This is a genomic window from bacterium (assembly GCA_035380285.1).
In the GTDB taxonomy this organism is placed as follows: Bacteria; Auribacterota; Erginobacteria; order Erginobacterales; family DAOSXE01; genus DAOSXE01.
Window position 1 is genome coordinate 1 of the sequence record DAOSXE010000029.1, and the last position, 22086, is coordinate 22086.

At 69.3% G+C, this 22086-nt stretch carries 23 protein-coding genes; 21 read left to right on the forward strand and 2 right to left on the reverse strand.

Going from position 1 to position 22086, the window contains the following annotated elements; translation table 11 throughout:
- Nucleotides 1-117: 117 nt before the first annotated feature.
- Entirely contained in the window at nt 118-1533 is a 1416-nt protein-coding gene (locus PLZ73_10465) for a sulfatase (protein ID HOO78295.1), read from the forward strand.
- A gap of 19 nt (nt 1534-1552) precedes the next feature.
- On the opposite strand, the gene PLZ73_10470 is transcribed toward PLZ73_10465, so the two are convergent.
- Nucleotides 1553-2974, reverse strand: a complete 1422-nt coding sequence (locus PLZ73_10470; protein ID HOO78296.1) for a sulfatase — start codon at nt 2972-2974, stop codon at nt 1553-1555.
- An 85-nt stretch (nt 2975-3059) separates the two neighbouring features.
- Between PLZ73_10470 and PLZ73_10475 the strand changes: the two genes are divergently transcribed.
- From PLZ73_10475 to PLZ73_10535, 13 genes are all read left to right on the forward strand, one after another.
- A complete protein-coding gene (locus tag PLZ73_10475) occupies nt 3060-5009 on the forward strand; it encodes a glycoside hydrolase family 97 catalytic domain-containing protein (protein ID HOO78297.1) in 1950 nt (649 codons plus the stop codon).
- A gap of 44 nt (nt 5010-5053) precedes the next feature.
- Complete coding sequence (locus PLZ73_10480) at nt 5054-5548, forward strand: GtrA family protein (protein HOO78298.1); 495 nt, start codon at nt 5054-5056, stop codon at nt 5546-5548.
- An 8-nt stretch (nt 5549-5556) separates the two neighbouring features.
- Nucleotides 5557-6627, forward strand: coding sequence for an HD domain-containing protein (locus tag PLZ73_10485; protein HOO78299.1), 1071 nt, complete (start codon nt 5557-5559; stop codon nt 6625-6627).
- A gap of 177 nt (nt 6628-6804) precedes the next feature.
- Nucleotides 6805-7434 (forward strand): hypothetical protein, encoded by a 630-nt coding sequence (locus PLZ73_10490; GenBank protein ID HOO78300.1) that lies wholly within the window; start codon nt 6805-6807, stop codon nt 7432-7434.
- A 74-nt stretch (nt 7435-7508) separates the two neighbouring features.
- Nucleotides 7509-7805 carry a BMC domain-containing protein gene (locus PLZ73_10495; GenBank protein ID HOO78301.1) on the forward strand — a complete coding sequence of 99 codons (297 nt, stop codon included), beginning with the start codon at nt 7509-7511 and terminating at the stop codon, nt 7803-7805.
- Nucleotides 7806-7820: 15 nt separating this feature from the next.
- The gene (locus PLZ73_10500) at nt 7821-8126 is read left to right on the forward strand and encodes a EutN/CcmL family microcompartment protein (GenBank protein ID HOO78302.1); all 306 of its coding nucleotides are present in this window, start codon (nt 7821-7823) and stop codon (nt 8124-8126) included.
- A 66-nt stretch (nt 8127-8192) separates the two neighbouring features.
- Nucleotides 8193-9656 (forward strand): aldehyde dehydrogenase EutE, encoded by a 1464-nt coding sequence (locus PLZ73_10505; GenBank protein HOO78303.1) that lies wholly within the window; start codon nt 8193-8195, stop codon nt 9654-9656.
- 79 nt (nt 9657-9735) lie between these two features.
- Entirely contained in the window at nt 9736-11103 is a 1368-nt protein-coding gene (locus PLZ73_10510) for an SLBB domain-containing protein (protein ID HOO78304.1), read from the forward strand.
- Nucleotides 11100-11648, forward strand: coding sequence for a BMC domain-containing protein (locus PLZ73_10515; protein ID HOO78305.1), 549 nt, complete (start codon nt 11100-11102; stop codon nt 11646-11648). Before PLZ73_10510 ends, PLZ73_10515 begins: the two co-directional genes overlap by 4 nt.
- Before the next feature lie 34 nt (nt 11649-11682).
- On the forward strand, nt 11683-12444 hold the full coding sequence (locus PLZ73_10520; protein HOO78306.1) for a class II aldolase/adducin family protein: 762 nt from the start codon (nt 11683-11685) through the stop codon (nt 12442-12444).
- A 12-nt stretch (nt 12445-12456) separates the two neighbouring features.
- Nucleotides 12457-12714, forward strand: a complete 258-nt coding sequence (locus PLZ73_10525; protein ID HOO78307.1) for a helix-turn-helix domain-containing protein — start codon at nt 12457-12459, stop codon at nt 12712-12714.
- Between the two features lie 5 nt (nt 12715-12719).
- Nucleotides 12720-13070, forward strand: coding sequence for a hypothetical protein (locus PLZ73_10530; protein ID HOO78308.1), 351 nt, complete (start codon nt 12720-12722; stop codon nt 13068-13070).
- Entirely contained in the window at nt 13051-14130 is a 1080-nt protein-coding gene (locus tag PLZ73_10535) for a glycosyltransferase family 4 protein (protein HOO78309.1), read from the forward strand. The genes PLZ73_10530 and PLZ73_10535 overlap by 20 nt, the downstream gene beginning before the upstream one ends.
- On the opposite strand, the gene PLZ73_10540 is transcribed toward PLZ73_10535, so the two are convergent.
- A complete protein-coding gene (locus PLZ73_10540) occupies nt 14091-15275 on the reverse strand; it encodes an MFS transporter (protein ID HOO78310.1) in 1185 nt (394 codons plus the stop codon). The genes PLZ73_10535 and PLZ73_10540 overlap by 40 nt on opposite strands.
- Before the next feature lie 117 nt (nt 15276-15392).
- On the opposite strand from PLZ73_10540, the gene PLZ73_10545 reads away from it, so the two are divergent.
- Genes PLZ73_10545 through PLZ73_10575 form a run of 7 tightly spaced genes read left to right on the forward strand, consistent with a single transcriptional unit; the run spans nt 15393 to nt 22084 of the window.
- The gene (locus tag PLZ73_10545) at nt 15393-16472 is read left to right on the forward strand and encodes a glycosyltransferase family 4 protein (protein ID HOO78311.1); all 1080 of its coding nucleotides are present in this window, start codon (nt 15393-15395) and stop codon (nt 16470-16472) included.
- Nucleotides 16473-16513: 41 nt separating this feature from the next.
- A complete protein-coding gene (locus PLZ73_10550; GenBank protein ID HOO78312.1) occupies nt 16514-17371 on the forward strand; it encodes an ABC transporter permease in 858 nt (285 codons plus the stop codon).
- Between the two features lies 1 nt (nt 17372).
- Nucleotides 17373-18596, forward strand: a complete 1224-nt coding sequence (locus PLZ73_10555) for an ABC transporter ATP-binding protein (protein HOO78313.1) — start codon at nt 17373-17375, stop codon at nt 18594-18596.
- A 5-nt stretch (nt 18597-18601) separates the two neighbouring features.
- Entirely contained in the window at nt 18602-19063 is a 462-nt protein-coding gene (locus PLZ73_10560; protein HOO78314.1) for a hypothetical protein, read from the forward strand.
- Nucleotides 19042-20208: a glycosyltransferase family 4 protein gene (locus PLZ73_10565; GenBank protein ID HOO78315.1), complete on the forward strand. Its 1167-nt coding sequence runs from the start codon at nt 19042-19044 to the stop codon at nt 20206-20208. The genes PLZ73_10560 and PLZ73_10565 overlap by 22 nt, the downstream gene beginning before the upstream one ends.
- Complete coding sequence (locus tag PLZ73_10570) at nt 20205-21296, forward strand: glycosyltransferase family 4 protein (GenBank protein ID HOO78316.1); 1092 nt, start codon at nt 20205-20207, stop codon at nt 21294-21296. Before PLZ73_10565 ends, PLZ73_10570 begins: the two co-directional genes overlap by 4 nt.
- On the forward strand, nt 21293-22084 hold the full coding sequence (locus PLZ73_10575; GenBank protein HOO78317.1) for an ABC transporter permease: 792 nt from the start codon (nt 21293-21295) through the stop codon (nt 22082-22084). The genes PLZ73_10570 and PLZ73_10575 overlap by 4 nt, the downstream gene beginning before the upstream one ends.
- Nucleotides 22085-22086 lie beyond the last annotated feature (2 nt).

The window sequence follows — 22086 nt, forward strand, 5'->3', positions numbered from 1 at the left end:
CCTCGGCCGCAAAATATAGTGTTTTCAAGGGTACGGTCAAACGTATTATAGCCGGAGGCGCCCCCGCCGGGCACGTCGGAAAGTCCGCGGGCCCGGCGGGGGGAGAGAGGAAAAGCCATGAAACCCACACACGGCATCAAGCGCGGACGGAGGCGGTGGCGGGGGTGGCTGCCGGCGGCGGCAGCGGCCCTGGGCGGGGCTTTGGCCGGCTGCGGGGGCGGGGAGCCCGCCGGGCCCGCGCCCAACGTCCTCCTGATCGTGATCGACACCCTCCGCGCCGACCACCTCGGCTGTTACGGCTACTTCCGGAACACCTCGCCGTTTCTCGACGGTTTCGCCGCCTCCAACCTGGTGTTCGAGGACGCCTTCTGCTCCATCCCCATCACCCTTCCCTCCCACTCCACCATCCTCAGCGGCCTCTACCCCCAGAAGACCGGGGTCCTGCGGAACTGGGGGACGCTTCCGGATTCGATCGTCACCCTCCCCGAAATCCTCCGTTCCCGCGGCTACCGGACCGGGGCCGTGGTCAGCACCGCCGTCCTCAAAAAAGGCAAAAACCTGGAGCAGGGATTCGACGACTACCTCGAAAACTGGGGGATCTCGGAGAAAGTCCCCCGGGGGGAAGGGGCCGCCTGGGAACTGAAGGGGTTGGCGGAAGACGCCGACCGGATGGCCCTGGAATGGATCGAACGCGACCGGGACCGCCCGTTTTTCCTTTTCATCAATTACTACGACGTTCACGGGCCCTACGTGGAGGACGAGCGCTTCGCCCGGACCTTCGACCCCGATTCCCCCCGGTTTCTGGAGTACCTGCGCGGCCATTACGACCGGATGCCGGACCTGGACTGGAAGCGCGAATCGATCACCTTCTACGACCGGTCCCTGCGCTACCTCGACCGGGAACTGGAGACGTTCTTCGCGCGCCTGCGGGAGCTGGGCGTCCTGGAAAACGCCCTGGTCGTGGTCACCTCCGACCACGGCAACGGCCTTTTCCAGCACGGGGACTACTGGAGCCACGGCGAGCAGCTCTACGACGAGCACATCCACATACCCCTCCTGGTCAAGCTGCCGGGAAAAGGCCGGGCGGGGCGGATCCGGGGGATGGTGGAAACCGTCGACCTCCTCCCCTCCATCCTCGAACTGGCGGGGATCGACCCCCCGGAGGGAGGCGACGGGACAAGCTTCCTCCCGCTTCTGAACGGGACCGGGGGCAAGGAGCGCGTCTACGCCATGAGCGTCCTGGAAGACCGGCTCAACCGGCCCCGGCCCCGCGAGTTCGCGGTCCGCACCCGCGACGCCAAACTGATCTGCCGCCCCGGGGGGGAAAGCAGCTTCTACCGCCTCGACCGCGACCCGCTGGAGATGGCCGACGTCTTCGCCCGGGCCGAAACCGACCAGCGCGGGTTCCTGACCTCGCTCCGCAACCGGGGCGCGGCCTGGTACAGGCCGGTCCTGAGCGCCGGGGACGGGGGCGGGGGGCCGGACGAAAACACCCTCCGGGAACTCAAGGCCCTGGGGTACATCACCCCCTAAGCTTCCCCTCCCGGGCCGATCAGGGCTCCGGGGAAGTCCCCGGGGACGCCGGGGGACGGGGTGCGGAAAGATAACCCAGCGCCCGCAGCTTCTCCATCTCCCGCTCGCTCAGGTCCACCCGGGAACCGGCCCCGGGAGCGAGGGCCAGGTCGGCGGCGAGGCGGCGGCGGAAGAGGGCTTCCGCCCGGCGGCGTTCCGGGCCGGTCACCAGGAACCGGTGGGTCTCGGCCGGGTCGCGGCGCAGGTCGAGAACGGCGGTCTCCCCCCGCTCCCGGTTGTAGAGCAGCTTCCACTCCGGGGTCCGGAGCGCCTGCAGGGCGGGCAAGAGCTCGAGCAGGGCGGTCCGATCCCGCTCCTCCGCTTCCCCCCGGATCAGGGGCAGGAGGGAACGCCCCTGGATGCCTGCCCACGGAGCCAGGCCGGCCGCCTCCAGGACGGTGGGGGCGATGTCGACCAGGGCGGTCTGGACCTCGACCCGGTCCGTCCGGGGCGCTTCCCCCGGGAGCTTGACCAGGAGGGGGACGTGGACGACTTCGTCGTAGAGCGAGGCCCGGTGCCCCTTGCCGCCGTGTTCGAAGAACTCGTCGCCGTGGTCGGCGGTGACCACGATCAAGGTGTTCTCCCACAGGCCCCGTTCCTTCAGGACCCGGAAGAGTTCGCCCAGGGCGCGGTCGGTCCAGGCGATCTCGCCGTCGTAGAGCGCGACGATATGAAAGAGGTCGCGGGGGTCCATCCCCTCCTCCACCGCCGGGTTGTGGATGTAGTCCCGTCCCGTGACCGGGCCCCGGTAGTCGGGGTCGAAGAGCCGGTCGTACGGCGCCGGGGGGATATAGTCGTAGTGGACGTCCCAGAAATGAAGGAAGAGAAAGAAGGGGCGGTCGCGCTTCTCCCCGAGCCAGTCCCCGGCCAGCTCGACGATCCGCTCGCTGGTGACGTCGCCGTGGCCGGCGTCCCGTTCCCGTTCGCTGGGGAGGATGGTGTCCCGGCTCCCGTGCCGGTCGAAGTCGGTGTTGTGGTAGAGGTCGAATCCGCGCCCGAACCCGAAGGCGGGGTTGAGGTAGGGGGAGGAGCAGAAGGCGGCGGTGGCGTAGCCCGCCGCGCTCAGGGCTTCGGGGAGGGTGGGGACGGAATCGTTGAGGCTGAAGCCGTCTCCCACCACCTGGTGGGCGGAGATGTCGCGGCCGGTGAAGATGGAGATATGCGAGGGGAGGGTCCAGGAGGTGGTGGCGGCGCAGGCGGCGAAGAGCGTCCCTTCCTCGGCCAGCTCGTCCAGGTGGGGGCTGGTGTTCCGCCCGTAGCCGTAACAGCTCAGGTGGTCGGCCCGGAGGCTGTCGATCGAGATCAGCAGAACGTCGGGGGGGCGCCGCTCCCGCTTCAGGAGCAGCGCCGCCGCGGCGGCCGCCGCCGCCAGGATTACCGCTGTCGCCGCTATCTTTTTCATTGCCTTGCCGGTGAACGCCGGTGTGTCTATTATCCGGAAAAGCCCGCGGCCGGGCAAGCACCGGCCGCGGGGCGGGAGACCCGGAATGGGCGAAAACGACGGCGACAAACGGGGCGTACGAAAGATGAAGGCCGCTCTCGTCTTCCTGGCGGCGGGGCTGGCGGCCGGGGGCTGCGCCGGCCGCTCCCCCGACGCCGGGACCCCCCCGATCCCGGAACTGCGGCTGGAAGCGACCGCGGCCGGGGAACTGGTCTGCTCCCTGGAGCGGGAAGGGACCGCCGTTCTCGGGCCTTCCCCCCTGGGGATCGCGGTCGCCGGATCCGTCCTCGGCGCCGGCGTCCGCGAAGTGCGGCTCCTGCGGGAAGGGCCCTGGGAAGTTTCCTTCCCCTGGCGGGGGAAGCGTTCGTGGATCGATCTGCGGGGGCGGGAAGCGGAGTACCTGATCGAGGAAGCGGACGGGGAGTGGAAGGTCCAGGTCCGGACCGCTCCCGGTGGGGCGGCCTGGCGGTACCTGGTCCCCGGCGCGGGCGTCCGTCGGGTGGAAGGCGAACGCACCGGGTTCGTCTTCCCCGAGGGCGCCGCCGGGTGGGCCATGTTCTCGACCCCGGTCTACGAAGGCGTCTTCCGCCGCCTCCCCCTGGACGGCGGCGGCGCTCCGGGGCCCGGGGCCCGGCTCGGGCTCCCGCTCACCTTCCAGCTCGCCGACGGTTCCTTCGGGAGCGTCCTGGAAAGCGGGGTCCTGGGCTACAGCGGCATGACCCTGCGCTTCGACCCCGGGGAGCGGGCCTGGACCGCCGCCTTCGAGGAAGAAACCGGGGGCTGGCTCATGGAGGGGGAGATCTCCTCCCCCTGGCGCGTGGTCCTCACCGGGCCCGACCTCGATTCCCTGGTCGGTTCCGGCCTGGTCCCGGCCCTGGCCCCCGCGCCCGACCCCGGGCTGTTTTCCGGGGGGGCCCTGACCCCCTGGTGCCGTCCCGGCTTGTCCTGCTGGAGCTGGTGGGCCGATGAAACCGGGGCCTTGGACTGGTCCCGTCAGTTCGGGTACGTCGACCTCACCGCCCGGCTGGGGGTCCCCTACTACCTGATCGACAGCGGGTGGGAAGACCCCGGAAACGGCTGGCTCGACGCGGCCGGGGCGCCCTGGGAAAAACTGGGGGAACTCTGCGCCTACGCCCGGGAGCGGGGGGTGGGAATCTGGGTGTGGAGAAGCCGGTCCGCCGATCCGGGCCGGCACCGGCCCGGACTCGAGACCCCGGCCGCGCGCGCCGATTTCTTCGCCCGGCTGGCGCAGGCGGGGGCGGCGGGGGCCAAGGTCGACTTCCTCAACTCGGAATCGCACGCCCGGCTGGAGGAGTACCGGGACCTGCTGCGGGCCGCGGCCGAACACCGGATCATGCTCGATTTCCACGGGGCCGCCAAGCCCGCCGGGGAGAGCCGCACCTGGCCCAACGAGATGACCCGGGAGGCCCTGCGCGGGCTGGAATTCAACCGCTGGCGCCCCCTGCAACCGAGCCACTACTCCCAACTCCTCTTCACCAGGTACCTGGCGGGGCCGGGGGACTTCACCCCGGTCACCTTCCGCCCCGGCCGCCGGGGCGCCACCACCGACGCTTTTCAGCTGGCCACCGGGGTCCTGGCGACTTCGCCGTTCCTCTGCCTGGCCGACACCCCCCGTTCCTACCTCGACAGCCCCGCCCGCCCCTTCCTGGAGACCCTCCCCGCTTCCTGGGACGAGACCCGGGTCTGGCCGGGGAGCGCCGTCGGCGGGACCGCCGGTTTCTATCGGCGCGACGGCCGGACCTGGTGGATCGGGCTGATCAACCCCGGGGGCCCGCGGAAGGTCCGGGTCGGCCTGGAGTTTCTCCGAGCGGAGTCCTACCGGGCCCTGATCGCCGAAGACGACGGGCGGGGGGGGCTGAGCGTGAGAGAAACCGCGGTCGGCGCCCGGATGCCCCTGGAATTCGACCTGGCCGCCGGGGGAGGAGCGGCGGTGCGCCTGACCCCGGCGCGCCGGAACCCCCGGGGGCCGCGGTAAAAAAGGGTTCGCCGCCTCCGGGGCTTCATGGTATACCAACTCCCATGAATTCCCTCCGCCGGCAGTTCACCAGCAAGGACCACGGGCCCCTGGTCCAGTTCTGCAAGTACGCCATCGCCGGCGTCGTCGCCACCATCGTCCACGTTTCCGTCTTCTACCTTATGGCCCTGAAGTTCATCCCCGCCCTCACTCCCGACGATCCCATCTCCCTGATCGTCGACATCCCCCCTCACGATCTGACCGACTCGGTCAGGTCCCTCCACGCCGCCCTCGACAACTTCATCGCCTTCATGATCTCCAACTCCGTGGTCTACCTCATCAACATCTTCTGGGTCTTCGAGGCGGGGAAGCACTCCCGCTGCAAGGAGATCGTGATGTTCTTCGCCGTCTCGGGGCTGAGCGTGCTCATCGGGACCGGTCTGCAGACCCTCCTCATCAATTCGCTGGGGCTCGACACCAGCTACGCATTTTTCATCAACGCCGGCGTCTGCCTCATGATCAATTACGCCGCCCGTAAATTTTTCATCTTCAAAAACTGAAGTCGCCCATGCCTGGAGAAACGCGGGACTTGGTGGTCGGCTCCCCGGCGGAGGCGCAACCGCCGGCCCGGGTGCTCATCGTCGACGACGAGGAGATAACCAGGAACTACCTGGGCATGACCCTGCGCCGCGCCGGTTACCGCTGCGACGCCTGCGGGACCGGGCGCGAAGCCCTTCCCCTCCTCCTGGGGGACGAATACGACCTGGCCCTGGTCGACCTGGTGATGCCCGGCATGAGCGGGCAGGAACTCCTCTCCCGGCTGGCCCGGGAACGCGCATCCGAATTCGAACTGGCCCTGGTCGTCGTCTCCGGCGAGACCGACATCGACGCGGCCATGGAGGCCGTCAAGCTGGGAGCGGACGACTATATCCGCAAGCCCATGACCCGGGAAGAGCTTCTCCTGGGGGTGAGCCGGGCCCTCGACCGCCGCCGGTTGATCATGGAGAACCGCAACTACCAGAAGCACCTGGAGGAGATGGTCCGGCAGCAGAGCGACAAGATTCAGAACTCGCTCCTGAAGACCATCGAAGCCCTCTCCCGGACCCTGGGGGCCAAGGACACCTATTCCCTGAGCCATTCGCGGCGGGTGATGGAACTGGCGGCGGGGACCGCCCGGGAGCTGGGGCTGGAGGAGGCGGAGACGGAGAAGATCCGGGTGGGGGCGCTCCTGCACGACATCGGGAAACTGGGGGTGAAGGACGGGATTCTCAACAAGGACCTTCCCCTCGAGGAGGAGGAGGTCGACCACATCCACCAGCACCCTTTGGTGGCGGAGACCATCCTCGGCCCCATCGAGGAACTCCGCGAAATCATCGGCCTGATCCGGCACCACCACGAACGCTGGGACGGCGGCGGCTACCCCGACGGGCTGGCGGGCGCCGGCATCCCCCGGGGCGCCACCATCATCGCCGTGGCCGACGCCTACGACGCCATGACCAGCGCCCGGGTCTACAACCGGCCCCTCGCCCACCCGCAGGCCCTGGCCGAACTGCGCCGGGGGGCCGGATCCCAGTTCAGCCCGGACGCGGTCGCGGCCTTCTGCCGCGCATTCCCGGAAGCTCCGCCCGCACCGGCCTGAACCCGGCGGCGGCTTATTGCTTAATATCGGTTAAAATAGTCTCCTGGCGGGCGGCGGGCGAAAATTTCGGCGGGTTTGGGATTGACCGGAGAGTCCGCAGGCGCTAGACTGCCTGAGCACATTCGGACGAACCGCGCGCAGCCCCCGTCGGAGGTTGCGGCGAAAAGGAGGGTTCAAATGGTTCAACTTCGGACCTACTGTTTTCTCGATAGTCTTCAACCCCAGTTCGCTTCCTACGTGGCCTCCTCGGCCAAGGGCTTCCAGCCCCTCCCGGGCATGGCCGCCTGCTACGTCGAGGTGGCGCCGGGGATGGCCATCAACGAGGTCACCGACGTGGCCCTCAAGGCCACCAACGTCAAGCCCGCCCTGATGATCGTGGAGCGGGCCTACGGGCTGCTCGAGGTGCACTCCTATTCGCAGGCCGACGTTCGTGAAGCCGGGCGGGCCATCCTCGATTTCCTGGGGGTGAAGGAAGAAGAGCGGATGAAGCCCAAGGCCGTGGGCAGCCAGATCATCCGGAAGGTGGACGCCCACCAGGCCCAGATCATCAACCGCAACCGCAAGGGCTCGATGCTGCTGGCCGATCAGACCCTCTACATCCTCGAGACCGATCCGGCCGGCTATGCCGTCCTTGCCGCCAACGAAGCCGAAAAGGCCGCCAACATCACCTTGGTCGAAGTGCGGCCCTTCGGCCGCTACGGCCGTCTCTACCTGGGCGGCGAAGAACGCGACATCGTCGTCGGCAGCGAAGCGGCCCTGACCGCGATCAACGCGGTCACCGGCATCGAACCCACGGGCGGACAATGATCCGGGTCCGGCCCTAATCGACACGTCAAACTCAACCGGGAAACGTTCCCGGGCAACTCCAGGAGGAGAGTACGATGGCTGAAGCTTTGGGAATGATCGAGACCAGGGGCTTTGCCGCCATGGTCGAGGCCGCAGACGCCATGGTCAAGGCGGCCAAGGTCGAACTGGTCAGCTACGAAAAAATCGGTGGGGGCTACGTCACCGCCGTGGTCCGGGGCGACGTCGCCGCCTGCAAGGCGTCGGTGGAAGCCGGGGCCCGCGGGGCGGAGAAAGTCGGCGAACTGATCTCCGTACACGTCATTCCCCGCCCTCATGTCAATATCGATCGGGTGCTCCCGCTCGGCCGGATTCCCGCCGAACCGGAGAAATAACCTTCGGTTCCGGAAATGCTGTTAGCTCGAATTCGGGGAACCCTGGTATCCACGCAGAAGGAGCAGACCCTCGACGGGCTCGCCTTCTTCGTCTGCGAGCAGCTTGACCTCGAAGGCAAGCCCCTGGGCAAGTACGTGGTCGCCGCCGACGCCGTCGGGGCCGGGGTGGGAGAGGTGGTCCTTTACGCCAGCGGAAGCTGCGGGAGGTACACCTCCGTCACCCACAACCGGCCCTGCGACTGCGTGATCATGGCCATCGTCGACGAACTCGAGGTCGACGGGCGGACGGTTTACCGGAAAAGCGCGGATGACCGGGGCTGATCTTCCCCGGCCCCGGTCGGCGGGGGGAGGGGTCCGCCCCTCCTTCCCGGGAATGAGGAGAACACCATGAACCTGACCGAAGACCAGATCCGGGCGATCGTCCGGAAAGTGGTGCGGGACGTCTCCGGCGAGGGGGGATCGGCTTCGCCGGCGCCTTCCCCGGCGCCCTCGCCGGCGATTTCTCTCCCCGCCATCAAAACCGGGGACGGCGTCTTCGAGAACCTCGAGGAGGCGATCGCCGCCGCCCGGCGGGCCCAGACGCGCCTCCTCGACCTCGGGGTGGTCAAGCGGGAGGAGATCATCGAGGCCATCCGCGGGTGCGGGCGACGCAACGCCGAGGCGTTTTCGCGGATGGTGGTGGCCGAGACCGGAATGGGCCGGGTCGAGGACAAGATCAAGAAAAACCTCCTGGTTTCGAACAAGACCCCGGGGATGGAGGACCTGCAGCCGGTGGCCTGGACCGGCGACCACGGCCTCACCATCATGGAACGTGCCCCCTTCGGGCTGGTCGGCGCCATCATCCCCTCCACCAACCCCACCTCCACCGTCATCTGCAACTCCATCGAGATGATCGCGGCCGGCAACGCCGTCGTCTTCGGCCCCCACCCCGGGGCCCGGGTCTCGTCCCTGTTCGCGATCCAGGAAGTCAACCGGGCGGTGGCCGCGGCCGGTGGTCCCTCCGACCTCCTGGTGGCCGTCCTCCAGCCCACCATCGAAACCGCCCAGGCGATGATGAAGCACCCGGCCACCCGCATTCTCTGCGTCACCGGGGGCCCGGGCGTGGTCAAGGCCGCCATGCAGATGGGCAAAAAGGTGATCGCCGCCGGCCCCGGGAACCCCCCGGTGGTGGTGGACGAAACCGCCGACATCGAACGGGCCGGGCGCATGATCGTGGCCGGCGCCTCCTTCGACAACAACCTGGTCTGCGTCTGCGAAAAAGAGATCTTCGCCCTGGCTTCCATCGCCGACCGGCTCAAGCAGGCGCTGCGCGCGAACGGGGCTTACGAGATCAGCGGCGAGCAGATCGGGAAGCTCAAGGAACTGGTCATCGCCAAGGACCCGGGACCCGGCGACGAGGAAGGCGCCCCCAACAAGCGTTTCGTGGGGCGCGACGCCCGCTTCATCCTGGAGCAGATCGGGGTCTCCGTCGGCGACGAGGTCAAGATCGTGCTCGCCGAGGTCCCGGCGGACCACCCCTTCGTCCTGGTGGAACAGCTGATGCCGGTCATTCCCCTGGTCCGGGTCGACAGCGTCGACGAAGCGATCGCCCTGGCGGTCAAGGTCGAGCACGGCTACCGCCACAGCATGTACATGTATTCCCGGAACGTCGCCAACCTGAGCAAGATGGCCCGGGCCGCCGACTGCTCGATCTTCGTCAAGAACGGCCCCTGTTTTTCCGGGCTGGGGTTCGGCGGCGAGGGGTTCTGCTCGTTCAGCATCGCCAGCCCCACCGGGGAGGGGATCACCCGGCCCATCCATTTCACCCGGGCCCGGCGCTGTGTGCTGGTGGATTATTTTCGGATTGTCTGATCGAGCCGGCGCGCCGGGGACGGACGCCGGTTGAGAGGCGGCCCGGCCGGGCGCGGCCGGGGGCCCGAACGTGGAAGCGGTGAATACCCCGAAGAAGACCAAGACCAAGCCGGACATCGGCGGACGGGTCCGCGCCGCCGGAGTGGTGGGCGCGGGCGGGGCCGGGTTCCCGACCTGGAAGAAACTGGCCGCCCGGGTGGAAACCGTGATCGCCAACGGCGCCGAGTGCGAGCCCCTGCTGCGCAACGACCGCGCGGTCATGCGCCGCCACCCCGAGCGGGTCGTGGCCGGCCTGGAAGCGGCCATGACCGCGGTCGGGGCCCGGCGGGGGGTGATCGCGCTCAAGCGGCACTACCGTGAAGCGGCGGAGGCCCTGGGCGCGGCCGTCCGGGGCAAACGCCGGCTCTCCCTGCACTTTCTCCCCGAGGTCTACCCGGCGGGGGACGAGTTCGTCCTCGTCTACGAGGTCACCGGGCGGGTCATCCCGGCGGGGGGGCTCCCCCTGCAGGTAGGGGTGGTCGTCAACAACGTCGAGACCCTCTACAACGTCAGCCGGGCGGTCGAGGGAATCCCCGTGACCGGGAAGCACCTGACCGTCACCGGGGCGGTGGCGGCGCCGAAAACGCTCCACCTCCCCGTCGGCACCTCGGTGGGCGAAGCCGTGGCCCTGGCCGGAGGCAGCCTGACCGACCCCTGGGTCGCCCTGGAAGGGGGGCCGATGATGGGGGCCGTGGTCGAGGACCCGCGGCGGCCGATCACCAAGACCACGTCGGCCCTGATCGTCCTCGCCCCCGACCACCCGGTGGTCGAGCGCAAGACCCGCGACCTCGTCTTCGACCTCAGGCAGATCCAGTCGGCCTGCTGCCAGTGCAGCTACTGCACCCTGGTCTGCCCGCGCGCGCTGCTGGGCCACACCTTCAAGCCCCACCTGGTCATGCGCTCCCTCGCCCTGGGCTTCGCCCCGCTCGGCGACGGGGTCAGCCACGCCGCCGCCTGCTGCGCCTGCGACCTCTGCGGCGTCTACTCCTGCCCGATGCTGCTGGCGGTGGGGCGCCTCAACCGGGAAGTGGCCGCGGGCATGAAGGAAAGAAACCTCGTCCCGCCGCCCCAGCCCCGGGAACCCCGGCCCCTCCCCCTGCGGGAGGCGAGCCTGATCCCCGTCGAGCGGCTGACCGCGAGACTGGGCCTGGGGGAATACGACCGCCCCCTCCCCCACGACGAAACCGCCTACCGGCCGCAATCGGTCACCCTGCCGCTGCGCCAGCATATCGGGCGCCCGGCTCGGCCCACGGTCAAGGAAGGAGACGCGGTCGAGGAAGGCGAATGCGTGGCCGACCTGCCCCCCGGGGAGATGGGGGCGCCGATCCACGCTTCCATCGCCGGGCGGGTGACCCGGGTCACCGACGCCGCCGTTACCATAGCCGCCTCAACTCGGAGAAAGGGATGAAACCCGCAATCGGATTTATCGAATTCAACAGCATCGCCGCCGGGATCTTCGCCACGGACGCCATGGCCAAGAAATCGGACGTGGATATCCTGGACTCGCGCTCGGTCTGCCCCGGCAAGTACGTCGTCCTGGTCGGAGGTCTGACCGGACCGGTGGACGAAGCCATGCAGGCCGGGCTGGAGGCGGGGGCGGACGCGGTCACCGACCACCTCTTTCTCCCCAACGTCCACCCGGCCGTGGTCCCCGCCATCCTCGCCGCCGTCCCCGTCGACGAACTCGACGCCCTGGGCGTGATCGAGACCTTCTCCATCCCCTCCTGCATCCTCGCCGCCGACTCGGCGGTCAAGGAAGCGGAGATCGAGCTGATCGAGATCCGCCTGGCCAACGGCCTGGGGGGGAAGAGCTTCGTTACCTTCACCGGGGAGATCCACGACGTCGAGGCCGCGCTGAAGAAAGGCGCGGGGAAAGCCGGCGAGATCGGCTGCCTGGTCCGGACCTCCCTGGTCCCGCGGCCGCACCCGGTGATGAAGAACTTCGTGCTCTGAGGCCGGAGGGGAAACGGGAGACGACGGTTCGAGGATGAACGGGGAATTCGAAATCAAGAAAGAGATCGTCGCCTGCGGCAAGCGGATGTACGAGAAGGACCTGGTGGCCGCCACCGACGGCAACATCAGCGTGCGCCTCTCCCCCGACCGGGTCCTGATCACCCCGACCGGTTCGTGCCTCGGGGACCTGGCCACCGCCGATCTGGTCGTCATCGACCTCGACGGGAAAACCGTGGGGGGGGAGGGGAAACCGACATCCGAATTCCGCCTCCACCTCGAAGTCTACCGGCGCCGGGACGACGTCCGGGCCATCGTCCACGCCCACCCCCCGCTCTGCACCGCTTTCTCGGTGGCCGGGGTCAGCCTGGAAAACTACATCCTTCCCGAGATCGCCTTCACCATCGGGGCCATCCCCACCACCCCCTACTCCACCCCCACCACCGACGAACCCCCCCGGGCGGTCGCGGAATACATCTCCGACTGCGACGCCATGATCCTCGACCGGCACGGGGCCCTGACCGTGGGGGAGACGCTCCGGGAAGCCTACAACCGGATGGAGAAGCTGGAACACACGGCCAAGGTGGTGTTGGCCGCGCACTCCCTGGGGAGGGTGAAGACCCTCGAACCCGACCAGGTCGACCGCCTGCTCCGGGCCCGGGAGGCGCTGGGGCTGCACGGCAAGCTCTACCGCTGCGTCTACCGCCCCGGCGATGCCGCCCCCACCCTGGTGGACGACCGGGAAGGCCTGATCGGCCTGATCGCTTCCGAAGTAATCCGCTCTTTGCGGTCACCGTAACAGGGGGACGAGATGCCCGATAAAAACGCCGACGGCTATCCGGAGATCATGACCATCGAGCAGGCGGCTTCCTACCTCCAGCTTCACCCCCAGGTCGTCTACCGCCACGTCCGCCGGGGGAACCTGCCCGCCAGCCGGATCGGGAGCACCATCCGGTTCAAGAAGTCGGTGATCGACGAATGGCTCGAAGACGAGGCCCTCAAATCCCTGCGGGCGCGCCGGGCCCCGAAGCGCGGGGCCCACTCCCCCTTCAACGTCGAGGAGGATTGAGCGTCATGGCCTGGATCCGACGGAACAACCCCGAAATCGACGCGGAACGGCTCGAGCGCGAGATCCTCGAGGAAGTCCGGCGCCGGGGATGGGAAGAGCCCCCGGAGACCGGGGAGGGTACGGCGGAGGGCGCGGAGCGCGGGTATCTGCTCTCCCTCCTCGACCACTACGCCGAACCGGGCCGGGACGAACTCCTCTCCGGCCGTTCCGGAGCGGCGGGGCGGGCGCTTCGGCCCCTCCTGAAACTCTGGGGGCGCCTGCAGCGCAACCAGCGCATCTTCAACCTGCTGGTGGTCGAAATCCTCCGTTCCCAGGAAGAGGAGCGCCGGGGGCGGGATGAAGCCGGCCGCGACTGACCCCGCCCCCCGCGCCGTCCACCAGGTCCTGGCGGTTTTCGACCCCGACGACGCCCAGGGCGCGGAAGCGCTGAAGATCAGGGAGGCCCTGGCCCGGGGGGGACTGGCTTCGGAGATATACGCCGAGGTCCCCCTGCGCCCCCCCGCCCTACCCCTCTCCCTCCTTCCCCCCCGGAAGCGCGGGGACGACACCCTCGTCTATCACTATTCCATCGGCTCCGGGGCCGGCGAGGTTTTCCGCCGCTACGGCGGCCGCCAGGTGCTCCTCTACCACAACGTCACCCCGGAGCGGTTTTTCCGGGGGTGGGACGACGCCGCCATGCTCGAATGCCGGCGGGGGAGGCGCCTCCTCCCGACGTTCGCCGCCTCCGCCTGGCGGGCGCTGGCCGATTCCGAGTTCAACGCCGGGGAACTGCGGCGCGCCGGGTTCGCCGAGGCACAAGTCCTGCCCTACCCCTCGATCGAGGAGGGATCGGAGCCGGAGCCGGAGCCGGACCGGGAGATCGTCGGGCGGTTCGGTTCCGACGGGGAGACCAACGTCCTCTTCGTGGGGCGGATGGTCCCCAATAAACGGCCCGACGCCGCGATCGCGGCCTTCGCCCGCTACCGGGAGGCCTTCGACCCCGGGGCCCGGCTCTTCCTGGTCGGGGAGACCGCCGTCCCCTCCTACCGCGACCTGCTCAGGGAACGGGCCGGCGACCCCCGGAGAACCGGGGTGCGGCTGGCGGGGAAAGTCTCCCCGGCCCGGCTGCGGGCCTACTACCGGATCGCCGATCTCTTCCTCTGCCTGAGCGAGCACGAGGGGTTCGGCGTCCCCCTGGTGGAAAGCATGCGGGCGCGGGTCCCGGTCCTGGCCGCCGCCGCCGCCGCCGTCCCGGAGACCCTGGGCGGGGCCGGCTTCCTGATCGAGCGCCGGGACCCGGGTTTCACGGCGGCCTGCATGCGCCGGATCCTGACGGACCGGCCCCTGCGCGAGCGCCTCCTCGCCGCCCAGGACCGCCGGCTGGAGGAGATCCGGGCCTACCCCTTCGCCGAGCGGCTCCTGGAACTGCTGGCCTGAGGGCCGTCGTCCGCCCGGCCCACCCGGATCCACTGGACGGCGGCCAGGGAACAGACCGCCAGGGCCGCCCCCATGAGAAAGGGGATCCGCCAGTTCAGCATCCACAGCGCCCCGCCGAAGGCGGGGACGATCACGGCGGAGATGTGGTTGACGGCGAAGCCGGTGGAGACGGAGGGCGTGACCTCGGCCGGGTCCGCCACCTTCTGCAGGTAGGTGTTGATCCCGATGGTGAACCCGAAGAAGACGTGGTCGAGCAGGTAGAGGACGGCCGCCGCCCAGGGGTTGTCCAGCAGGGCGTAGCCGAGAAAGATGAGGGTGAGGCTGGAGTATTCGAGCGTGAGCATGGCGCGCTCGCCGAAGCGGGCGATCCCCCGCGAGATCCGGGGGAGGACGAGGTAGGTGAGGACGTTGTTGACGATGAAGAGGCCGGCGACCCACTCCACCTGGAACCCGTGGCGCTTGACCAGGAGAAAGACCGCGAAGCAGACGAAGATCTGCCGGCGGGCCCCGGCCAGGAAACTGAGCACGTAGTAGAGCAGGTAGCGCCGCCGGAAGAGGAGACGGCGGAGCTGGGGGACGCCCCCGTGTTCGGCCGGCTCCCGGAACCAGGCCCGGACCCCGGCCGCCGCCACGGCGGCGCCGATGAGCACGAAGGAGACCGAGAAGGGGAGCACCAGGCTCACCCCCAGGACCACCGCCCCGGCCCCGATGTTGGCCAGCCCTACCAGGGCCTTGAGCCGCCCCATCACGTGCGGGGTCTGGGCCCGCGAAAAGCACTGGATGCAGAGGGCCTGGTTGATGGTCTCGAAGTAGTGGAACCCCAGGGACATGACGAAGGTGGTGACGATCAGGCCGGTGAAGCTGGGGAAAAATCCGGCCGCGCCCACCCCCGCGCCCAGAAGCACCAGGGAGAGAGCCCCCAGCCGGGTCTCCCGGACGTAGAAGGCGACCAGCGCCACCAGGAAGGTGAGGAAGCCGGGGATCTCGCGCACGGACTGGATGAGGCCGACCTGAAACCCGTTCAGCCCCACCGTATCCGCGGCGTAGTTGTTGAAGAGCGTCCTCCACCCCTGGAGGCCGAAAGCGGCGGTCAGGGAAAGGAAGAGCAGGTAGCGGTAGACGGGGCTGGCGCGGTAACGTTCCATCCGACCTCGGGAGTTCTTGCGGGCGGGCGCGGTTGGGGTACAATTTCCTTATCGTTTCGTGAATCCGGAGTCGTCCGGGTACCTTAGCAGATTCCCCGGGGAGAAGGAAACAGGGCAATGAAGACCAGGGCGGTGCACCAGCTGCTTCCGGCGCTGGAAGGGGCCGACGCCATCGGCGGCTACGCCCGGGCCCTGCGCGGCGTCCTCCGGGAAGCGGGGTTCGCCTCGGACATCTTCGTCCTCGACCGCAAGCCCGGGCAGAGCGAATGCCGTTCCTGGAGGGAACACCGCTCCGCCGGCGGCCCCGGGGCCGTGGCCGTCTTCCACACCGCCATCGGCTCGAAGCTCGCCCCTTACTTCCGCGCCTGCCCCGACCGCAAGGTCCTGGTGCACCACAACATCACCCCCGCCCGTTTTTTCGCCGACACCGCCCCCGAAGACGCCTGGCTCGCCCTCCTCGCCCGCCGGCAGTTCCAGGGGCTGGCGGGGGCGGTGGAGGCGGCGGTGGCGGATTCGGCCTACAACGCCCGGGAACTCTCCGCGGCCGGGTTCCCGGCCCCGACCGTGATCCCCCTCCCCCTCCCCCGGAGCCTGACCGGGGGCGAGCCCGACCCGGAGCTCCTGGCCGCCGTCGCGCGCGGGGGGGAGGCCATCCTCTTCGTCGGCCGGTTCGCCCCCAACAAGCGCCAGGACCGGCTCATCCGGATCTTCGCCCGCTACCGCCGGGCCTACAGCCCCGGCGCCATGCTCTACCTGGTCGGCGACCGCGGGCACGACGGGTCCTACGCCGCTTCCCTGGAGCGCCTGGCCCGGGAGCTGGGGGTGGAGGAGGCCGTGGTCATGCCCGGCAAGGTCGACGACGCGGCCCTGCGGGCCTACTACGCGGGCGCCGACCTCTTCCTCTGCATGAGCGAGCACGAGGGGTTCGGCGTCCCCCTGGTGGAAGCGCTCTTCCACCGCCTCCCGGTGATCGCCCGGGCGGCCGCGGCCGTCCCCGACACCCTGGGGGAAGCCGGGCTGGTCGTGGCCGACGACGACCCCGGCCGCTGCGCCGCCCTGATCCGGCGGGTGCTGACCGACGCCGGGCTCCGGGAGAAACTGCTGCGGGCGCAGGACCGCCGCCTGGCCCGGTTCCGGGATTTTCCCTTCCGCGAGGCCTGGCTGGAGGTGCTTGCGCCCCTGCTCGCCCCGGCCTGAGGAGCTTTTTCGGGGTATCCGGCGGCCGGAACTGGGTTATAATGGCCCCGGTTTGCCGGCCGCGGACGAAATTCGGCGCCGGCACGCCGGAACTGTCGCCTATGCTCAAGACCATCCGGGAACTATGCCGCTGGCGGGACCTGATCAGGAACATGGTCCTGCGCAACCTCCGGGTCCGCTACAAGGGCTCGGTGCTGGGGTTTCTCTGGACCATGATCAGCCCCCTGTTCATGATGCTGATCTACTTCCTCTTCCTGCGCCTGCTGCGGATCCCCATCGACCTCCCCGAGCTTTTGATCGGGATCCTGGCCTGGACCTTCTTCGCCACCTGCCTCTCCGACGCGGTCGTGGTCATCACCGCCGCGCCGTCCCTGGTGAAGCGCACCCCCTTCCCCAAGCTGGTCATGCCCGCGGCCATGATCCTGGCCAACCTCATCAACTTCCTCCTCTCCCTCCTGGTCCTGGCCGGCTTTCTCGCCGTCTCCATCATCTTCTTCGGCTACCGCTCGGCGGCGGGCTGGTCGCTGCTCGCCCTCCCCGGGGTCATCATCCTCAACCTCGCCCTGGTGGCGGGACTGAGCAGTTTCCTGGCCTGCCTCAACGTCTACTTCCGCGACACCGAGCACCTCATCTCCATCCTCCTCCTGGCCTGGTTCTTCATGACCCCGATCATGTACCCCCTGGAGCGGGCCCTGGGCAGCCTCTCCCCGGCGCTCTTCAGCCTCTACTGCCTCAACCCCATGGTGGCGGTGGTCTCCCTCTACCGTTTCGTCTTCCTGGGCACGGCGCCGCCGGCCGCGGCCGGATTCTATATCTCCATGGCCGTCTGCCTGCTGACGATGGTCCTGGGGACGGCCTTCTTCCTCCGCCGCGAACCTTACTTCGCCGACGAGCTGTAGGATGAGTTCGATACGGGTCACGGAAATGAGCAAAAAATTCCGGCTCCGCCACGCCCGCGGCGAGTCGCAGGAAAAGGCCCTGTTCCGCCGGCTCCTGCGCCGGGAGAGCCGCGACGATTTCTGGGCCCTGCGGGACGTCTCCTTCTCCGTCGACCCCGGGGAGACGGTGGGCGTGATCGGGCCCAACGGCTCGGGGAAGTCCACCCTTCTCTCCATCCTGGCCCGGACCATGGTCCCCACCCGGGGGACGGTCGCGACGGCGGGGACGGTGAGCAGCCTCCTCGAACTGGGGGCGGGGTTCCACCCCTACCTGACCGGGCGCGAGAACATCTTCCTCAACGGCTCCATCCTGGGCATGTCCCAGAAGACCGTGGCCGAGCGCTTCCGCGGGATCGTCGAGTTTTCCGAGCTGGGCGAATTCATCGACAGCCCCCTGCGCTCCTACTCCTCGGGCATGGCGGTCCGCCTCGGGTTCTCCGTCGCCGCCGCCGCCGACCCCGACATCCTCCTGGTCGACGAGGTCCTGGCGGTGGGCGACGAATCCTTCCAGAAGAAAAGCGGCCGCAAGATGCGGGAGTTCAAGGAAGCCGGGAAGACCATCGTCGTCGTCTCCCACGACATGAACATGATCCGCTCCTTCTGCGACCGGGTCGTCTACCTCCGGCAGGGACGGGTCGTCTTCGACGGCCCCACGGGCGACGCCGTCGGGACCTACATCCGCGACGTCCAGGCCCACCTGGCCCAGGGGGGCGAGGGGCTCAAGGTCCGGCACGAGTGGGGCGACCGGCGCGTCGAGATCGACGGCGTCGAGATCACCGACGGCCGGGGCCGCTCCGAGCTGGAACTGGAGGGGGGGGGCGACCTGATCGTCACCGTGGCCTTCACGGCCCGCGAGCCCGTGAAGGACCCCGTCTTCGGGTTCGCCATCCACGACCTCGACCACACCCTCTGCTTCGGGAGCAACACCCAGATGGCGGATTTTCACATCCCCGCGATCGCGGGCTCGGGAAAGGTCAGGTTCCGGCTCCGTTCCCTGCCCCTGCTCACGGGCCGGTTCCTCCTCTCCCTCTCCATCCATTCCCAGGACCATTTGACCAGCTACCACCGCCGGGAGTTCTATTACCCCCTGTCGGTGGTGGCGGCCGGCGAGGGCGCCGGGATCTTCGGCGTGCCCGTGGAGTGGGAATTCCTGCCCCAGCCCGAGCCGGAACACCAAGGGAGTTGACGCGCATGTCCGTAGATGTCGGAACTTCGGGAATCGACGTCGAGGCGATCATGGCCGAGATCCGCGAGCGGATCGCGGCCCGCAGGGCCTCGGGGGAGTACGAAGCCTACAACCTCGCCGCCGCCCGGGCGCTGGAGATGGACAACATCCGTCTCGACCACGAGAACCTGGTCTCCTGCCTCCCCGACCTCTGGCGGGCCTCCAACGTCGACCTCGGCGATTTCCCCATCCCGGTCAAGACCCCGGTCCTGGGGGCGGCGGCGGTGCTCCTGAAAAAGATCATCTGGAAGCTGCTCAAGTTCTACACCTTCCGCCTCTTCTCCCAGCAGAAGGAGTTCAACGCCCGCTCCACCGTCCTCATCCAGGCGATGGTTTTGCGCTACGAGCAGAAGCTGGCCGCGCTGGAGGCGGAGATCGCGCGTTTGCGGGAGGAGGGGGCGAGCGGATGCCCGGGCCCCTCTCGATAGGTTTCGTCTGTCCCCGCTACCGGGCCCGGGCGGCCGGGGGGGCGGAAAGCCTGGTCCGGGGCTGGGCCGAGCGCCTGGCGGCCCGGGGGCACTCCTGCGAGGTGCTCACCTCCCGGGCCCGGGACACGGTCACCTGGGCCAACGAGCTCCCGGGGGGGACGGAGACCCTCGACGGGGTGACGGTCCGCCGCTTCGACCTGGTCTACTCCCCCCCGCCGCCGGGGAAGTGCCCGGCGCCGGCGAACCTCCTGGTCAACCCCGACAGCCCGGACCTGACCGAGTTCATCGCCCGCCACCGGGAGCGCTACGACTGCCTCGTCTTCGCCCCCTACCTCTTCGGCCCCACCACCCACGGGATCGCCGCCGCCGGCGGACGCTCCATCCTCGTCCCCTGCCTGCACGACGAACCCGGGGCCTACCTGCCCGGCGTCCGCGAACTCTTCCGCCGGGCGGGCGCGGTCTTCTTCAACAGCGAACCGGAAAAAGCCTTCGCCGCCTCCCTGGTCCCCTTCGACCCCGAACGCTCCCCGGTCGTGGGGCTGGGGGTGGAGCCGCCGGCGACGATCTCCGGCGACGGGTTGCGGGAGCGCCACGGGATCGAGCGGCCGTTCGTCCTCTATGCCGGCCGCCGGGAGTCGGGCAAGGGGATCCCCCTGCTCATGGAGTACTTCCGGATCTTCCGGGCCCACCGCCGCCGCGACCTCCTCCTGGCCCTGGTCGGGTCCGGGGAGGTGGAGATCCCGCCCGCCGACCGGGAGTTCGTCCGGGACCTGGGCTACCTCCCCGAGGAGGAGAAGTGGGGGGCCTACGCGGCGGCCGAGGTCTTCTGCCACCCCTCCACCTACGAGAGTTTCTCCATCGTCCTCCTGGAGGCCTGGGCGGCGGGGACCCCGGCCCTGGTCAACGGCCGCTGCCCCGTGACCCTCGACCACTGCCGCCGCTCGGGCGGGGGCCTCTATTTCCGGGATTATTTCGAGTTCGAGCAGGCCCTCCTCTACCTGCTCGAACGCCCCGAAACCGCCGGGCGGATGGGGGCCGCCGGACGGGAGTACGTCCGGGCCCGCTACCGCTGGGAGCCCCTCCTGGAGAAACTGGAGGCCGCGCTGCGGGAGTTCGTCGACCGGCGGCGGGGAGGCGGGAAATGAGCGCGGTCCGGCCGCCCATCCACCAGGTCCTGGCCGGCCTCATGCCCGGGGACGGCATCAGCAACCACGCCCTGCTCCTGCGCCGGACCTTCCGGGAGTGGGGCCACGAGTCCGAGATCTTCGTCAACCCCGCCCACATCCACCCCGGGGCCCGCGACCTCTGCCGCCCCCTGGAGGAGCACCGCCGCTTCAGCGCCCCCGGCCATATCTGCCTCTACCACTTCGGGATCGGCGACCTCGCCACCGACTACTTCCTCTCCGTCCCCGACCGCAGGATGATCGTCTACCACAACATCACCCCTCCCGACCTCTTCGACATCATCCTCCCCGAAACCGCCCTCTACCTCCGGGAGGGGCGGAGCCAGCTGGCGCGGCTCGCCCCCCGGGTCGAACTGGCCCTGACCATCTCCGAGTTCAACCGCCGCGAGCTGCGGGAAGCCGGGTTTGCGGCCACGGCCCTCGTCCCCCTCGCCATCGGCTGGGACGCGCTCGACGGCGAGCCCGACCCGGCGGTGGAGCGGCGCTGGGGGAGCCGGGACGACGACCTGCTCTTCGTGGGCCGGATCGCCCCCAACAAGCGTTTCGAGGACCTGCTCCTCGTCTTCCACTACTACCGGCGGTTCGTGAAGCCGGGGGCCCGGCTCTTCCTGGTCGGGGACGACGCCAGCACCGGTCCCTACCGCCGGCACCTGGACGAAATGGCGGCCGCCCTCGGCCTCGAAGGCGTCGTCTTCGCCGGCCACGCCACCCACGCCGAGCTCCTGGGCTACTACCGCCTGGGCCGGGTCTTCGTCTGCATGAGCGAGCACGAGGGCTACTGCGTTCCCCCCCTGGAAGCCATGCGCTTCGGCATCCCCGTGATCGCCTACGACGCCGGGGCCGTGGGAGAGACCATGGGCGGCGGGGGGATCCTGGTGGACCGGAAAGACCCGGCCGAGATCGCCGAACTGGCGGGGCTGCTGGTCGACGACGCCGGCCTGCGGGAGCGGGTGACCGCCGCCGGGCGGCGGCGCGTGGCGGAACTGCGGGCCCTCCCGGTGGAGGAACGGCTGCGGCGGGAACTCGAACCCTGGCTGGGGGAACGATGAACGCCGGCGCCTTCGGCATCCTCTGGCGCCGGCGCCACCTGCTCGGCGCCCTGGCCAAGCGCGACCTGCTCGGGCGCTACCGCGGGTCCGCCCTGGGGCTCCTCTGGGCCCTGGCCGAGCCCCTGGCCCTGCTCGGGATCTACACCCTGGTCTTCGGGGTCATGATCGGGCTCGGCCGGGAAAACGGGATCGGGTCCTACGCCCTCTCGGTCTTCTGCGCCATCCTCATCTGGCTCGCCTTCAGCGAGGCCGTCAACCGCTCCACCACCGTCATCTGGGAGAACCCCAGCCTGGTCAAGAAGGTCATCTTCCCCCACGAGGTCCTGCCCCTAAAGGTGGTGATCGCCGGGATCGCCAACCAGCTCCCCGGCTTCTGCATCCTCCTGGCGGCCGTCGCCGCCTTCCAGGGCACGGCCCACTGGAGCTGGGCCTGGATCCCCCTGCTCCTGCTCCCCCTCTTCCTCTGCACCGCCGGGGTCGCCTTCTTCGTGGCCGGCCTGGGGCCGGTCATCCGCGACATCCGCCAGTTCGCCTCCCTGGCCACCCTCTGCTGGATGTTCCTGACCCCGATCTTCTACCCGGAATCGGTCTTCAGGGGGAGGTGGGCCCTCTGGCTCCTGCTCAACCCCCTGGCCGCCCTCATCCACAACTTCCGGGCAGCGATCCTGGGCGGGAAGGCGCCCGATTGGGGCATGTTCGTCTACACCCTGGCCCTGGGCCTGCTCCTCTACCGGGCCGGGTTCGCCTTCTTCAAAAAAGCCGAACGGGTGTTCGCCGACCTGGTCTGAGC

What these genes read in the sequence shown, in the direction of transcription:
- PLZ73_10465 (HOO78295.1), top strand. Translation starts at nt 118, where the DNA reads ATGAAACCCACACACGGCATCAAGCGCGGACGGAGGCGGTGGCGGGGG.
- PLZ73_10470 (HOO78296.1), bottom strand. Translation starts at nt 2,974, where the DNA reads ATGAAAAAGATAGCGGCGACAGCGGTAATCCTGGCGGCGGCGGCCGCC.
- PLZ73_10475 (HOO78297.1), top strand. Translation starts at nt 3,060, where the DNA reads ATGGGCGAAAACGACGGCGACAAACGGGGCGTACGAAAGATGAAGGCC.
- PLZ73_10480 (HOO78298.1), top strand. Translation starts at nt 5,054, where the DNA reads ATGAATTCCCTCCGCCGGCAGTTCACCAGCAAGGACCACGGGCCCCTG.
- PLZ73_10485 (HOO78299.1), top strand. Translation starts at nt 5,557, where the DNA reads ATGCCTGGAGAAACGCGGGACTTGGTGGTCGGCTCCCCGGCGGAGGCG.
- PLZ73_10490 (HOO78300.1), top strand. Translation starts at nt 6,805, where the DNA reads ATGGTTCAACTTCGGACCTACTGTTTTCTCGATAGTCTTCAACCCCAG.
- PLZ73_10495 (HOO78301.1), top strand. Translation starts at nt 7,509, where the DNA reads ATGGCTGAAGCTTTGGGAATGATCGAGACCAGGGGCTTTGCCGCCATG.
- PLZ73_10500 (HOO78302.1), top strand. Translation starts at nt 7,821, where the DNA reads ATGCTGTTAGCTCGAATTCGGGGAACCCTGGTATCCACGCAGAAGGAG.
- PLZ73_10505 (HOO78303.1), top strand. Translation starts at nt 8,193, where the DNA reads ATGAACCTGACCGAAGACCAGATCCGGGCGATCGTCCGGAAAGTGGTG.
- PLZ73_10515 (HOO78305.1), top strand. Translation starts at nt 11,100, where the DNA reads ATGAAACCCGCAATCGGATTTATCGAATTCAACAGCATCGCCGCCGGG.
- PLZ73_10520 (HOO78306.1), top strand. Translation starts at nt 11,683, where the DNA reads ATGAACGGGGAATTCGAAATCAAGAAAGAGATCGTCGCCTGCGGCAAG.
- PLZ73_10525 (HOO78307.1), top strand. Translation starts at nt 12,457, where the DNA reads ATGCCCGATAAAAACGCCGACGGCTATCCGGAGATCATGACCATCGAG.
- PLZ73_10530 (HOO78308.1), top strand. Translation starts at nt 12,720, where the DNA reads ATGGCCTGGATCCGACGGAACAACCCCGAAATCGACGCGGAACGGCTC.
- PLZ73_10535 (HOO78309.1), top strand. Translation starts at nt 13,051, where the DNA reads ATGAAGCCGGCCGCGACTGACCCCGCCCCCCGCGCCGTCCACCAGGTC.
- PLZ73_10540 (HOO78310.1), bottom strand. Translation starts at nt 15,275, where the DNA reads ATGGAACGTTACCGCGCCAGCCCCGTCTACCGCTACCTGCTCTTCCTT.
- PLZ73_10545 (HOO78311.1), top strand. Translation starts at nt 15,393, where the DNA reads ATGAAGACCAGGGCGGTGCACCAGCTGCTTCCGGCGCTGGAAGGGGCC.
- PLZ73_10550 (HOO78312.1), top strand. Translation starts at nt 16,514, where the DNA reads ATGGCCCCGGTTTGCCGGCCGCGGACGAAATTCGGCGCCGGCACGCCG.
- PLZ73_10555 (HOO78313.1), top strand. Translation starts at nt 17,373, where the DNA reads ATGAGTTCGATACGGGTCACGGAAATGAGCAAAAAATTCCGGCTCCGC.
- PLZ73_10560 (HOO78314.1), top strand. Translation starts at nt 18,602, where the DNA reads ATGTCCGTAGATGTCGGAACTTCGGGAATCGACGTCGAGGCGATCATG.
- PLZ73_10565 (HOO78315.1), top strand. Translation starts at nt 19,042, where the DNA reads ATGCCCGGGCCCCTCTCGATAGGTTTCGTCTGTCCCCGCTACCGGGCC.
- PLZ73_10570 (HOO78316.1), top strand. Translation starts at nt 20,205, where the DNA reads ATGAGCGCGGTCCGGCCGCCCATCCACCAGGTCCTGGCCGGCCTCATG.
- PLZ73_10575 (HOO78317.1), top strand. Translation starts at nt 21,293, where the DNA reads ATGAACGCCGGCGCCTTCGGCATCCTCTGGCGCCGGCGCCACCTGCTC.